This window comes from Alteromonas sp. PRIM-21 (genome assembly GCF_027563165.1).
In the GTDB taxonomy this organism is placed as follows: Bacteria; Pseudomonadota; Gammaproteobacteria; order Enterobacterales; family Alteromonadaceae; genus Alteromonas; species Alteromonas macleodii_A.
In genome coordinates this window covers 509,939-524,242 of record NZ_JADOEK010000002.1, presented here as the reverse complement: position 1 = coordinate 524,242, position 14,304 = coordinate 509,939, and the positions used below count along the sequence as shown (strand labels likewise).

At 43.1% G+C, this 14,304-nt stretch carries 12 protein-coding genes; 7 read left to right on the top strand and 5 right to left on the bottom strand.

All coding sequences use genetic code 11. The features are described from left to right. The first annotated feature begins 314 nt into the window (after positions 1-314). From betB to IW644_RS06605, 4 genes are all read left to right on the top strand, one after another. Positions 315-1,781 (top strand): betaine-aldehyde dehydrogenase, encoded by a 1,467-nt coding sequence (gene betB / locus IW644_RS06620; protein ID WP_269916944.1) that lies wholly within the window; start codon positions 315-317, stop codon positions 1,779-1,781. 18 nt (positions 1,782-1,799) lie between these two features. Next, positions 1,800-3,452, top strand: a complete 1,653-nt coding sequence (gene betA, locus IW644_RS06615) for a choline dehydrogenase (RefSeq protein ID WP_269916943.1) — start codon at positions 1,800-1,802, stop codon at positions 3,450-3,452. 203 nt (positions 3,453-3,655) lie between these two features. Next, positions 3,656-4,873: a BCCT family transporter gene (locus tag IW644_RS06610; protein WP_269916942.1), complete on the top strand. Its 1,218-nt coding sequence runs from the start codon at positions 3,656-3,658 to the stop codon at positions 4,871-4,873. A 139-nt stretch (positions 4,874-5,012) separates the two neighbouring features. Further along, positions 5,013-5,735, top strand: a complete 723-nt coding sequence (locus tag IW644_RS06605; RefSeq protein ID WP_269916941.1) for a TorF family putative porin — start codon at positions 5,013-5,015, stop codon at positions 5,733-5,735. A 124-nt stretch (positions 5,736-5,859) separates the two neighbouring features. Here IW644_RS06605 and rlmF read toward each other — a convergent pair whose 3' ends face one another. Together rlmF and soxR are read right to left on the bottom strand one after the other, a co-directional pair. Next, entirely contained in the window at positions 5,860-6,834 is a 975-nt protein-coding gene (rlmF, locus tag IW644_RS06600) for a 23S rRNA (adenine(1618)-N(6))-methyltransferase RlmF (RefSeq protein WP_269916940.1), read from the bottom strand. Positions 6,835-6,840: 6 nt separating this feature from the next. Next, positions 6,841-7,317 carry a redox-sensitive transcriptional activator SoxR gene (soxR, locus tag IW644_RS06595; protein ID WP_269916939.1) on the bottom strand — a complete coding sequence of 159 codons (477 nt, stop codon included), beginning with the start codon at positions 7,315-7,317 and terminating at the stop codon, positions 6,841-6,843. A 107-nt stretch (positions 7,318-7,424) separates the two neighbouring features. On the opposite strand from soxR, the gene IW644_RS06590 reads away from it, so the two are divergent. Next, on the top strand, positions 7,425-7,805 hold the full coding sequence (locus IW644_RS06590) for a VOC family protein (protein ID WP_269916938.1): 381 nt from the start codon (positions 7,425-7,427) through the stop codon (positions 7,803-7,805). A 159-nt stretch (positions 7,806-7,964) separates the two neighbouring features. After that, the gene (locus tag IW644_RS06585) at positions 7,965-9,308 is read left to right on the top strand and encodes a M24 family metallopeptidase (protein ID WP_269916937.1); all 1,344 of its coding nucleotides are present in this window, start codon (positions 7,965-7,967) and stop codon (positions 9,306-9,308) included. Positions 9,309-9,489: 181 nt separating this feature from the next. On the opposite strand, the gene IW644_RS06580 is transcribed toward IW644_RS06585, so the two are convergent. The 3 genes from IW644_RS06580 to IW644_RS06570 form a co-directional block, all read right to left on the bottom strand. Beyond that, positions 9,490-9,957, bottom strand: coding sequence for a DUF3718 domain-containing protein (locus IW644_RS06580; RefSeq protein ID WP_179984153.1), 468 nt, complete (start codon positions 9,955-9,957; stop codon positions 9,490-9,492). 322 nt (positions 9,958-10,279) lie between these two features. Then, positions 10,280-11,392 (bottom strand): hypothetical protein, encoded by a 1,113-nt coding sequence (locus IW644_RS06575; protein WP_269916936.1) that lies wholly within the window; start codon positions 11,390-11,392, stop codon positions 10,280-10,282. 48 nt (positions 11,393-11,440) lie between these two features. After that, on the bottom strand, positions 11,441-12,241 hold the full coding sequence (locus IW644_RS06570; RefSeq protein WP_269916935.1) for a PaaX family transcriptional regulator: 801 nt from the start codon (positions 12,239-12,241) through the stop codon (positions 11,441-11,443). 252 nt (positions 12,242-12,493) lie between these two features. On the opposite strand from IW644_RS06570, the gene IW644_RS06565 reads away from it, so the two are divergent. Next, the gene (locus IW644_RS06565; protein WP_269916934.1) at positions 12,494-14,170 is read left to right on the top strand and encodes an acyl-CoA dehydrogenase family protein; all 1,677 of its coding nucleotides are present in this window, start codon (positions 12,494-12,496) and stop codon (positions 14,168-14,170) included. Positions 14,171-14,304: the final 134 nt, after the last annotated feature.

Genomic DNA, 14,304 nt, shown 5'->3' with positions numbered 1-14,304 from the left:
ACACTATACAATTTATTTTTATTGAACAGCCAATTAAAATAAAAACACTACCTAAGCGCATCTAAATTAACGCCTATAAAGCCTGCAGAAAAGCGGCTCAGATAGAGGTGAAGGTAAAGAAAGCTAAAGTGGTGTTTATTAAGCGAAGAGCGATCAGTTCGAACGTTTCGAAATCTTAGCGAAAAAAATAGTTTCAACACTATTCATCGTATTGAAACCAAATATGTGTATTAGCTTGTACGTATTTATTTTTCACGCAAAGAGCGCGCTAATTGGCGAGCGTTGTCAGCACTATTAAAAGTAGGAGTTTATGCATGTCATTACCAACTTATCAGAATTTCATTCACGGCAAGCCGATGGCGAACAAAAGCAAAGAAAGCTTTGCAGTAACCAATCCTGCAACCGGTGAGGTAATTTATCACGTAGAAGTGGCTGATGAGTTTATCCAACAAGAAGCGATTAAGAGTGCTAAAGAAGGCTTTGCGGTATGGTCAGCAATGATGCCTATCGAAAGAACTCGCATTCTTAATAAGGCGGTTGCACTGCTTCGCGAACGTAATGATGAACTCGCCAAATTAGAAGTGCTTGATACCGGTAAGCCTATTCAAGAAGCTGATTGTGTAGATATTGAAACTGGCGCCGACGTCATTGAGTACTATGCGGGCCTTGCTCCTACTCAACTGGGCACTCAGCAACCTGTTGGCGGCGATTTCTTCTACACACGCAAAGAAGCACTAGGTATCTGTGCTGGTATTGGCGCGTGGAACTACCCTATTCAAATCGCTTGCTGGAAGTCAGGCCCAGCGCTTGCTGCTGGTAATGCATTTATATTTAAACCATCAGAAGAAACGCCGATGGGCGCGCTTAAACTGGCTGAAATTTTTATTGAAGCTGGCCTACCTGCTGGCGTATTCAATGTTGTACAAGGTGCAGCGCAAGTTGGTCAATGGCTTACAAATAGCCCAGACATTGAAAAAGTATCTTTTACCGGCGAAGTTGGAACGGGTAAAAAAGTGATGCAAAGCGCCGCTGCATCGAACTTAAAAGACGTGACTATGGAGCTTGGCGGTAAGTCTCCGCTTGTAGTATTTGAAGATGCGGACATTAGCCAGGCTATCAGCGCCGCCATGCTAGGTAATTTTTATACTCAAGGTGAAATCTGCACTAACTGTACTCGTGTTTACGTTCAGCGCTCGGTGTATCAAGCCTTTATTGATGAGCTTAAAACCCGTACCGAAAACAATATCATTATGGGTGACCCGCTAGACCCTAATGTAAACCTAGGCGCACTTATCTCTAAAAAGCACCAAGAGCTAGTGCTTAGCTATATTGCGAAAGGGAAAGAAGAAGGCGCAACGCTATTAACCGGTGGTAACGCAGCCTCTCCAGCTTCTGCTCCTAACGGCTATTTTGTTGAACCAACAATTTTCACAGATTGCACCGACGATATGACTATCGTCAAGGAAGAGATCTTTGGGCCAGTAATGAGCGTGTTGGTGTTCGATGATGAAAACGAAGTGATCGCACGAGCAAACGACACTGAGCTAGGTTTGGCAGCGGGCGTATTTAGTAAAGACATCCAGCGCGCGCACCGCGTTATCCACCAGCTACAAGCTGGTATTTGCTGGATAAATGCATATGGAAACTCTCCTGCTGAAATGCCTGTAGGCGGCTATAAGCAGTCAGGTATTGGACGAGAAAACGGCGTTGAAACGCTAAATAGCTACACGCAAACCAAGTCGGTTTATGTAGGTATGAGCCAAATTGAAAGCCCGTTTTAAATCGCAGTAGGAGTACATATGCAGACATTTGATTACATTATTGTTGGAGCAGGTTCTGCTGGCTGTGTGCTAGCGAACCGCCTGTCGGAAAACCCAAAGCACAAGGTATTGCTACTGGAAACCGGTGGCTCTGACAAAAGCATTTTCATAAAGATGCCAACAGCGCTGTCTATTCCAATGAATACCGACAAGTATGCATGGCAATTTAATACTGAAAAAGAGCCGTATTTAAACAACCGTGAGATGCACTGCCCAAGAGGCAAAGTGTTAGGCGGCTCGTCGTCTATTAACGGTATGGTATACGTACGTGGTCACGCCAAAGACTTCGACGAATGGGAAGCACACGGCGCAGAGGGCTGGAATTACCAAGCCTGCCTACCCTACTTCCAAAAAGCAGAAACCTGGTACAAGGGTAACGATGCTTATCGTGGTGGCAATGGTGAGCTTGGCGTTAACAACGGCAATGAAATGAAGAATCCGCTTTATACCGCCTTTATCAAAGCCGGTGAACAGGCGGGTTACGACATCACGAGCGATTATAACGGTAAGCAACAAGAAGGCTTCGGGCCTATGCATATGACCGTCAAAGACGGCGTTCGTAGCTCAGCAAGCCGTGAATATCTTGACCCAGTTAAATCGCGCAAGAATTTAACCATAGTGACGGGCGCGCTGGTGACTAAAGTTGTTCTTGATAATAAAGTCGCAAAAGGCGTTGAGTATGTGGTTAATGGCAAAGCTGAAACCGCAAATACGTCTAATGAAGTTATCTTAAGTGCCGGGTCTATTGGTTCGCCACATATTCTGCAACTTTCAGGCATCGGCGATAAAAATGTTCTTGAAAAAGCAGGTATCGATGTCAAACACCATCTGCCGGGTGTGGGCCAAAACCTGCAAGATCACTTGGAGTTCTATTTCCAGTACAAGTGCAAGAAGCCCATTACGCTAAACCGCAAGCTCGGCTTAGTTTCGAAAGGGCTAATTGGCGCTCGCTGGTTACTAAACCGTTCAGGTTTAGGGGCTACGAATCATTTTGAGTCTTGCGCGTTTATTCGTTCCAAAGCTGATGTGGAATGGCCTGATATTCAGTACCACTTTTTGCCAGCGGCTATCCGTTACGATGGAAAGTCAGCATTCGACGGCGATGGTTTTCAAGTACACGTTGGTCACAATAAACCAAAAAGTAGAGGTAGCGTTACCATTCAGTCGGCTGACCCAACAGTGCCGCCAAAAATCTTGTTTAACTACTTACAGCATCAAGATGATATTGAAGGATTTCGAGCTTGCGTAAGACTAACAAGAGAAATCATCGCACAATCAGCATTCGACGACTTCAGAGACGGCGAAATTCAGCCTGGCGAGCATATTCAAACAGATGAAGAAATCGATGCCTTTGTGCGCGAAGCTGTTGAGAGTGCTTACCACCCGTCGTGTTCGTGCAAAATGGGCGAGGATGACATGGCAGTAGTAGATTCTCAAACCAAAGTACATGGCATTGAAGGACTGCGTGTGGTGGATTCATCTATCTTCCCTACCATTCCAAATGGAAACCTTAATGCACCTACCATAATGGTAGCTGAAAAAGCGGCAGACAAAATTTTGGGTAAACCTGCTTTACCACCACAGAATGTGGCGGTAGACATCCACCCTAATTGGCAAACCGAGCAACGCTAAACGTTAAACATTAAACATTAAACATTAAACATTAAACATTAAAGCAATTTCGCACCAGTGTGCTTGTTATTGCAACAAGCACACCTTCCACAGTGCCTATATGCCGCCGATTAAGGTGACGACGCGTGTAGCTGGGTGGTCTGTTTAATAACGAAAAAAAGGAAAAAACATGTTTTATTTTTATCAATACTGGGAGGGTGATAATGACAGTATGGCTTAGTGCAGGCATTATTTTCACTCTACTTTCGGTGGCCTATATTTTATTTAAATGGGGCAATATGAAAGTGGTCGGCGTAACGCCAGTTAGAACTTTTACCTTTATTGCCATCCTTTTTACTTCGGGTTTGGATGTGGGCCTTATTATGTTCCCACTCACTGAATTTGCTGGTTATGCTGACATAAGCGCAAGTCCTGAATACGCATTCACCAATCCGCTCGCCATTGAGTTTGGGTTTTGGGGTTTCTTAATTTGGGGATTCTACTTTCTTACTTGTTTTTATTTCTGCGTAATAGAACCCAAGGTTAAATTCTTCGAGCTTCCTATCGTTAAGTTCGTAAACAACGTGGTAATCATAGGAACCTGTGCTTTCACGGCTTTCTTATTGCTGTCTAACCTTCCATGGTACCTGCCGTCAGTAGGTGATGGTGAATCTGTAGTACCTGCGTTCTACCTAATTGTGTTTGCGGCTATTGCCTTTGCGGTCTATTCAAGTACTAGTATTAAATACGTGCGTATTTTAAGCCTCACTACAACGTGGGTATTTATAGCGCTTATTATTGGCATGTGGGCGGCGGCATTTGTGTTTGGTGAAAGTGAGATATCAGCTTACTTTAAAAACCTAGGCCTTATTGGCGGCTATTTTGCGAATATTGATAACTTCGTACTGCCCATTAATGAGTATCACGAGTTCTATCTATTTTGGTGGTTCAGCTGGAGTATCATGATAGGTCAGTTTACCTCTCGTTTCGTGGGCGGTCTTAAAACTTACCAAGTTATGTTGGCTATGATGGTTATCCCATCTATCCCTATTGCTGCCTGGTTTTCAGTGTTGTACCACTATCACAGTGCCGGTATTCCTACAGAAGGAATAACCAATATGGCGATGGTATTTGTGGGTATCGTTTTTGTAATCAATTCACTTGATTCACTAATAAGACTTTATACCGACAATCTTAATATGACCGTGGAACGCATTGGTAAAGGTAACTACATTGCTCTGAACATAGTCGCACTATCGTTACTTACACTGCTGTTCAAATTAGACTTTTTGCAAATTCAGTGGGTAGGTGCGTTAGTTATCGCTATCTTCTTTAGCTGCTTTGCTTTCATTCTAAGTCAGAAGTTTAAATCGGTGACGGCTATCAAAACCTCGCCGAAAGAGAACAAGATCGACTTTACTAAGATAGAAAATCTCAACTAACTAAATCATTTACTTCTTACCTTCTTAACATTGGCTCACTTTGAGCCAATGGGGGTAAGTATTGCCCGGAGCTCGCGTAAGAGCGCGCTTTATAAGAAATGGGCGAAATAAAACAAAGATAAAAAACAGGTGTTTAACAATGAAAAAATTAAATTCTCTTTTTACATCAACTCACATATTCACAGCGGCTCTCGTTACAGCATTGTATTCTTCAGCCACATTCGCTGATTGGAGCGCCAATATCTCTGCGGTATCAGATTATACCTTTAACGGTTTAAGCCAAACACAAAACGACCCGGCTCTTCAAGGAGGTGTTGATAAAGCTTTTGATAACGGGACTTACGTTGGTACTTGGGCATCTAACGTTGATTTTGGTGGCGATACCAACCTTGAGTGGGACGCCTACATTGGTCGTTACCAAATGCTCACTGAAACTGTCAGTATTGACTATGGCATTGCCTACTACTCCTATCACGGCGGTGACGATTCAAGCGACGGTAACTATCCAGAAATTTATACTAAATTCGGCTATGCGAGCGACTATGGTAATACTGAGCTTAACCTGTGGTACACGTGGGACTACTTTGGCACAGGCTCAAGACACACAGTTGCTATGATTGCTCACACCTTTGAACTTGCACCTAACCACAACCTTCGTGCAAGCTTTGACGTATCTAACTCTTTAGACAGCGATACTTGGGTATGGCGTGACGAAAACACGTCTTTCTACCACTACCGTTTGGCCTATCAGACAAGCTACAAAGGATTAGACTTTGAAATTGCTGCTGAAAACACAAACCTTGATATAAATACCGCCGACGAACGTATAGTGTTTGGTGTATCTAAGACCTTTAGCTTCTAAATTTCGATCTCTGGCATAGTTTTTACGAGAAAATCTCGTACTAATTTGAATGTATGCGAGCACCACATTCCCGGTGCTCGTTGTTTCAAATGCTCTTAATTAATCGCGTTCAGCTACTTGGCGATTAAAATGTCCATGCAATAAAGCGGCTTAGTTTGCTTCCCTGCCCCATATCAACCACTTTACACTGGGTTGCACCGTAATAGTTGATACTGGTTTTAATAGGTTTTAGGTGAGCACTTTTGGAGACTAAGCAGGTAAACCACTCTACGTTGTTTTTTACCGATGTGCTTTCTTGCACCATGCGCTGAATAAAAGCCAGTTCGCCGCCTTCACACCACAATTCATTAGCTTGACCTGCAAAATTTAAGTTCGCATCCTGCCTCTGGTAAGAGGCATTTTTGCCGTACAGCTTGGTTGTACGCCCCCCTAAACCTTGAACTTGATTATCGGTAAACTTTCCACTACTTCGCTTTTGCTTATTGCGAGTTAAATTGGATGTTTTTCTTTGTGTGCCAGACAGCGCTTCTTGGGCAGACTTATGAAACGGAGGGTTGCACATAGTAAAGGTAAACCGTTCGTTTCCTTTAATGACGCCGTTAAAGATGTGCGCACTATTCGTTTGTTTACGAACTTGGAACTTATCGGCCAAGACACTATTTTTCCTAGCAATGACACTAGCGTTTTTTACGGCAGCTTCATCAACGTCACTACCTACGAACGACCAGTCGTAGGTAGTAACGCCGATAATAGGATAGATAGCATTTGCGCCCACGCCGATATCTAAACCACGTACGTCTCGCCCACGTCCGTTTTTTAAATTAGAACTTGCTGATTTTAATAAGTCAGCTATACCGTGGATATAATCGGCCCTACCAGGTACAGGCGGGCATAAGTAGCCGTCGGGAATATCCCAGTAGTCAAGCCGATAATAGTGACGAAGCAAAGCTGCATTAAGTACCTTTACAGCTTGTGAATTAGTGAAATCTATACTGATATTGCCACTTTTAGCTTTAACGAGAAAAGGCTTAAGCGCAGGGTATGACTGGCACAGCGCATCCATTGGATAGCCGTTCTTATGTAGATTTTTAGGATGCATGAAGCGCTACTTTTTGTGTGAAACTAAAAACTGAGATTGCACGTTTTCATCGAGCAACTGGGCGCCACTACCTTGGGCTGCCACCTTATCGTCAGTATTGTAAAGCCTACAGCGTTCCAATGACAAACACCCACAGCCAATACAGCCTTCCAACGAGCTTTTTAAACTGGTCAGCGCCGCAATTTTTGCCTCAATATGCTTATTAAATACTGTACTCAGTTTAGCCCAATCGGCTTGGGTAGGTGTTCTGTTATCTGGCAGCGTAGACAACAAATTCTTTATTTGCGCAAGGGTATAACCCATGTTTTGCGCGATTAAAATAAAAGAAACTCTGCGAATAACAGAGCGAGGAAAAGCTCTATTACCTCCACTAGTGCGCACTGAAGGAATAAGCCCTTCGTTAGCATAATAGCGAATTAATGACACTGCGTTACCTGTACGCTTTGCAATAAAGCCGATACTTACCAAGGGTTCCGGTGCCATAGCGCCTCTCTTCTCACAATTTTTTATAGTGCATAAAAGTGCTTGATCTAAAGTTAGCTTTAGATATTAAGCTGTTTTGTGTTGATTATCTACACAAGGAAAAACACATGACAGTTGCATACTTAGAGCACACGAATATTACCGTTCAAGACCCAGATCAGTTAGCTAACTTGCTTTGCACGCTGTTCGGTTGGAAAGTAAGGTGGAGCGGCGGCGCAAAAAATGACGGCTACACCGTACACGTAGGAAACGATAGAGACTACCTTGCCCTTTACAGGCCCAAAACTATCAATGATATAGAAAGCGATTATAAAACTTTGCCCAACATTAATCATATTGGCATTGTTGTGCCAAATTTAGACGAAACCGAACAGCGGGTTCTTGCGTTAAATTTCAATACCTACAGCCACGGTGATTATGAACCAGGTAGACGCTTTTATTTCATGGCACAGCAAAACATAGAAATTGAAGTCGTTTCATATGTGTAATCCCATCAAGTGTTACACCTAGCTGAACTTTCAATTTTAGTGTTAGATTAACATTACCTCACTTGTGCGCGTTTTATTTAGTTTTTTGTTTGCTAAGTTTGTTTACTAAAAATGGACGCGCACAGTGATCATTTCAATAATAATAGACAGGAAACATGGATGAGAAAGGTACTAGCGATAAGTTTAGGTTTAGTAATGTTATCCCTATCGGCAAGCGCATGGGCAGATAACATACTTAGTATGAAACAGCGCAGCGAGCTGATTGATAAGATCACCGTTGAACGCTTCAATTCTGTACTCCCCCCAATAATGGAGCGTGAAGGCATCGACATGTGGGTGCTAATGTCACGGGAATACAATGAAGACCCTGTTTTAAGAACCATGCTGCCTTCAACCTGGATTTCCGCACGACGCCATACCATGCTAGTCATTTATAACCCGGGCAATGGTCAGCCACTGGAACGTTTAGCCGTTGCGAGATATGCAGTAGGCTCGCTATTTAAAAAAGCGTGGGACAAGGAAGCACAACCTGATCAGTGGAAAGCCTTGCAACAGATCATAGAAGCCCGTAACCCCTCGAAAATAGCCATTAATATGTCAAATGCATTTGCTCTTGCAGATGGCATGACGGCTACCGAACACGAAAAATTTATGGGTGTACTTTCTGAAGAATTAAAAAGCCGCGTTGTTAGCGGTGAAAGGCTGGCTATAGGTTGGTTAGAAACGCGAAGTGAACTGGAAATGCAGTATTATCCCGTACTCACTCAAATTGGTCACTCGTTGATAGCGACAGCTTTTTCAAATGAAGTCATCACACCTAACGTAACCACTACAGATGATGTTGTCTGGTGGCTTCGGGATCAAACGCGTGCCTTAGGGCTCACCAATTGGTTTCATCCTACGGTTTCCATCCAAAGAAAAGACAATGAAGTGTTCGATCAGGTCAGTGCTTTCAGCAAACGTCCAGGTGAAAACACCATTCGACCGGGCGACCTGATACACGTTGACTTTGGCATTACCTACTTGCGACTTAATACGGATCAACAGCAACATGCTTACGTATTAAAACCTGGTGAAAAAGATGCGCCTGCGTCACTTAAAAAGGCGCTTAAAGCGGGTAACCAACTGCAAAACATACTGACCGGTAATTTTAAAGTAGGCAGAACAGGTAACACTATATTGAGTATGTCGCGACAGCAGGCCATCGAGCAAGGTATTACGCCCGCTATTTATACTCACCCGCTGGGTTTCCATGGGCACGCAGCAGGCCCAACGATAGGAATGTGGGATGCACAAGAAGGTGTGCCGGTTCAGGGCGACTACCCAATGTTTGCACAAACGGCTTACTCGATAGAACTCAATGCAGCGAGTTTTATTAAAGAGTGGAACAAAGAAATAAGAATTATGCTGGAAGAAGATGCATTTTTTGACGGGAAGTCAGTAACCTATTTAGATGGTAGGCAGACCGAGTTTCATTTGATTCATTCTGATGAAAAGCGATAAATACATGCGTGATATCTTGCGCTAACTTCAAAAGTAATAGATGTCGATTGGCTAAAAAGCCAGAGTAGAAAAGGGATTTAGAAGTAAAATTCGTAAAGTGTCAGGCCTTTCGCCTTTTCAAGCGAAAGGCCATGAAACTGTACAAAATATTAGCAGTAGGTTGCTATCCTAAAACGCGGTCTTATTCAGCTGCTGTGCGAACTACTACGTTTTCTGCGCTGTATTCACGAACAAAGTCAGACATTTCTTTGTGGTTACAGATGATGTTTTCACCTTCCAAACCAAACTTCGCTAGTGCTGCATCTTTACCTACAGAAAGTGCTTCTAGACACGCTTGTGAAGCAACATCTTTATTCTTTGCAACAAGTGCTACTGTTTTTGCGTTTTCAGTTGCCTTGTTGTTTTTGTACATGTAAGCGAAAGTGCGAAGCGACTCACCGTTACAACGTACAGATGCACTGAACTCTTCAGCGTTAAAACCATTTGCGCGGATAAGGCGCAGAGCTGGGCCAAAACCTTCTTTAGCCGCAGTTAAACACGCTTGTGTTTCGATGTTGTCGTTAATTGGTTTTAGTACTACATCTTTTGCGAAAGATTGAGTAGCAGCAACAGTTAATGTTAAAGCAATAGCGAAAGTAGACAGTTTCATTTTTTGAATTCCTATTTTGTAACTAAATTAGATATCACCTAAGTGATGTGTACATTATGAACAAAACTTTCAAAAAATAAAGCACTTTTCGTAATTTAATTACAGAAAGTGAGAATTAAACATACAGATTACGACAAAAATGAAAGTAATTTACATAAAATAACAACATTTATATAAAAATTTACATATAAGTCTTTTTAGTTACAGGTTGCCCATTACGGGCGCACAAAAAAGCGCGCATGAAATTACTTTCAGCGCGCTTAATTCCAAAAATCATAGTGGGGGTTATAGTCGTTACCAACGTGACTCTGAAGTTTTTGACCTACAAAATGAGATCGTGCATCCAATTAAGTGATGGCAACTGCTGCTCTGGTTGGTAAAAGAGACGATTCAGCCTACCCAATAAATTAACTGAACGACTGGGATCATGGGCTTTCACCCTGTGCTCACTTTCGGTAAGCATAAATTCCCAAGGCTGAAGATTAAGATCGTCTACTTCTTCTTGCGTGACACCAAGTGACTTCAGCGTTGATAAAATGCGTTCTGTCTTACTTTCGATAATAGGGATAATCTCATTGCCATAGAGATCATCGAGCGGTTTATTGATAGCTTCCAATGTGTGATTTATCGCTGCCCATACCTCATCGTGATCGAACGCCCAGCCCCGCGGAGCATAGTAGCCTTCTATTTCCCATTCAAACTCAGCATTACTCACCGCAATAGAGCTTTCAGCTTCTGGAGAATAGGCTAAATCTGGCTTAGCGCCGATATTGTATGCATCAACACTCATGGCAATACAAATAATCAAATCACCGCAGTGTTGCTTATTTGTGTAAAGCGCTTCAAATGCCGCACGCTTAACGCCCATCCAACCGTGTACTTTTGATGGCTGCTCCACGAAGTGTCTTACATCATCCGGTAAGTCTTCCCCATAGGCATCAATGAGCAATGGAAGCGGGTTTTGATCTGGGGCTTCATCGGGCATCCACACTTCGTATTCTTGTCGGTTATCAGCTTTCCCGCGACTTTTTATTCCATATGACAAATTCACGGGGCGGCAAATACTTCTATCTTCATCTACTTTATGAAAATACTCAGAGCGCATGCGTTTTATAAATGGAGCATCTAACCCCGCTAACGCTGCTGTTGGATAGCGATAGCCTATTTCACTATGTTCAACCATGTGCAACGTTGGAATAGCTTGCGTTAGCTTATTTTTAAGCCCTGCCAGCGCGTTCACTTTTGGAAGAACTATACTTCTTTCTGGCTCTATAGTAAGCCTGCTTCCATCTTCAGTGACGAATTTTGGTGTTTTGTGAAATTCATAACCTGAGAACCCTAATACATTCACTGCGGCGTTTCTATATTGAGAAAGCTCGTTAAAAAGCGCAGTATGATTACGAATATGTTTAAATAACGGTCTTGATACGGTCATATTTACTTCCATTTCAGCTACTTCCGTTCTAATTCAGCGTTTACTCACCTAATTTTGGTCTAAAAAGCGAAGCCATATTTGTGCGCCCATATCATCGTATTTTTTTACAAGGTTACGGTAGCGCTCTCGCATCGCCACATCTACAAATGGTGAAGGCAGTAAAGGGTCAAACACCAAGTGGTATAACGCTCTGTCTCCTATCACATAAGACTCTTTAGTGGCTTCTTCAAGGGGTAAAGTAGGTATGCGGGCAAGAGATTTCTCTATTGCACTACATCCGACTTTATAAAGCGCCTCTAAGTTTAGGTGACTCCATAGTTTCATAGCCTTGGCTTGCGTTTGATTATCAAAATCGCTGGCGCTAAACACAAGTGCTTTGCCTGATAGACCAAGAGTGTGAAGTTTGTCTCGCACCTCACTTACACCACCTGAAAAATTGTTCGGCCTAATATACATATCACTTGCAAGTTTCATCATACCCACAAGTTTAAGTGCACGTTCAGTAGTCCTCAGCTGCTTTTTATCACTTTTAGGGAGTAAACTGGTTTGAGCAATAACCCAATCGTTCTGCCAAGGTACAAGCCCATTTTCATCCTCTCGCCACTGATGTATTTCCTTAGCAAACCTAATCCCCTTGTCAGCCAGTTTATAGTCCCCCCTATCAACCAAGGTGATGAGCTGTGCAGACTGTAAGCGGGTTAGCGTCACTCGAATGTTGTTTTCAGAAATACCAAACAGAGCTCCCACACGAACGGCTGCACTAGCATTCATTTTAATATTGTCACGGGAGCCCAAAAGCTTTAACAGTAGCTTTCTTGCAACGGGCTTTTTCTCTTTTTCTAATTGCAAACTCTATTTACTTCTTTGTCTCAGATATTGGCTAAGCGATGGCTAAGCAATAACTTCAGTTCCAACTTACCTGATTGCTTACACGGTATAAGCTCAGCCATGTGTGCTTCCATCATTATATAAACACAGGCCAGGCACAAACATTACATAATTTATTACTTTTAAACTATTGCCGTAATATTCTAGTGTAATAATTTAATGTAAAGCTCAAAGACAACGATACGCTTTACATATTCATTGAGTGGAAATGCCATGACTTCATCTAATCGATTTGTTACGCACCTTGTAGAAAACCAACCCACCATTTCTGCCCCCTACAATTTATGGCGTGATGATGCGTTGCTACGCGTGTTTGTAAACCAGCACTTGCCTCCATCCCATCAGCACGATGAAGGTTTGTTAGACAACTATGGTCAACTTGCAGGTGATGCACTTATGAACCATGGAGAACTCGCTAACAAAAATAAGCCAATTCTTCATACCTTTGATCGCTATGGCCGTCGTACAGACAATGTAGAGTTTCATCCTAGCTATCACGCGCTTATGGAAAGTGCAATGCAACACAATGTGCATAACTATTCGTGGAAGCATGAAGGTATTGGTGGAGCACATACCATCCGGGCAGCACTAATGTATATGCACTATCAAGCTGAGTCTGGTACTTCTTGCCCACTGACTATGACACACGCAGCGATCCCCGCCATGCGGTATGGTAAAAACTTACCGACGTACTACTTGGAAAAAACCATTAATGGCGAGTACGACCCTCGCGCTTTACCGGCGTGTCAAAAACACGGGCTGACTATTGGTATGGGGATGACTGAAAAACAAGGGGGTTCAGATGTTAGGCGTAATACCACTTCAGCGTATAAACAAAGTGATGGCAGCTATAATATCGTTGGGCACAAGTTCTTTTTCTCTGCCCCCATGTGCGATGCGCATCTTATACTTGCACAAGCTGAAGGCGGTTTAAGCTGCTTTTTGCTGCCAAGGGTATTAGAAAACGGTGAACTGAATAACGTTCGAATTCAGCGTTTAAAAGACAAGTTAGGCGATTGGAGCAATGCCTCTTCTGAAGTTGAATTTCAGGACGCCACGGCATATTTAATTGGCGACGAAGGTCGTGGCGTGCCGGTAATCATCGATATGGTTTCATTAACTCGATTAGACTGCATGATTGGTTCATCCGCTCTTATGCGGCAGTCGCTGGTTCACGCCTTACACCACGTAAGTCACCGCGATGCCTTCGGCAAAACGCTAATCAAACAGCCTTTAATGCAAAATGTGTTGGCAGACCTAACGATAGAATGCGCAGCTGCTACCGCACTCACTATGCGCGTGGCAAAAGCGGTAGACAGTACACTGAATAATAGCCATGAAGCAGCATTGGCGAGGCTGGCCACGGCAATTGGAAAATACTGGATTTGTAAGCGCACACCTATGTTTGTTAACGAAGCACAAGAGTGTTTAGGTGGTATTGGTTACGTAGAAGAAAACCCTATGCCCCGTTATTACCGTCAAGCCCCACTCAATTCTATTTGGGAAGGCAGTGGAAACGTTCAATGCTTGGATGTATTGCGAGCTCTTGCTAAGGAGCCTAATGTGAAAGAAGCCCTGTTTAACGAACTTAAAATACAGGCAGGCAAAAATAAGCACTATGATATTTACCTTAGTAAGCTGTTTGACGAGCTATCTAATACACAGAATATGGAAACGCGTAGCCGATATTTAACAGAACAAATGGCACTAGCGCTACAAGCATGTTCTCTTCTTGCCACGGCACTCGATAACAACGACGCCCTTATCGATATTGCCCACACGTTCTGTGAATCTAGACTTGGCAACGCGAGTGGCTTTGCTTTTGGTACATTACCCGACACCACGCCATTTGAGAAGATTATTGCGTTTGGGCAGGTATCATATGCTTAAGCTACTTCGTACATTTTCTGACAATTAATAGTGCGTCTATCGCGCAAAGTTGGGGCGAGCTGCCGCTTTATACCTTCTGATAAACCTGCAGATTTAAGCCTGTACCACCTGAGGTGGCGTTGAGATCATGTTTG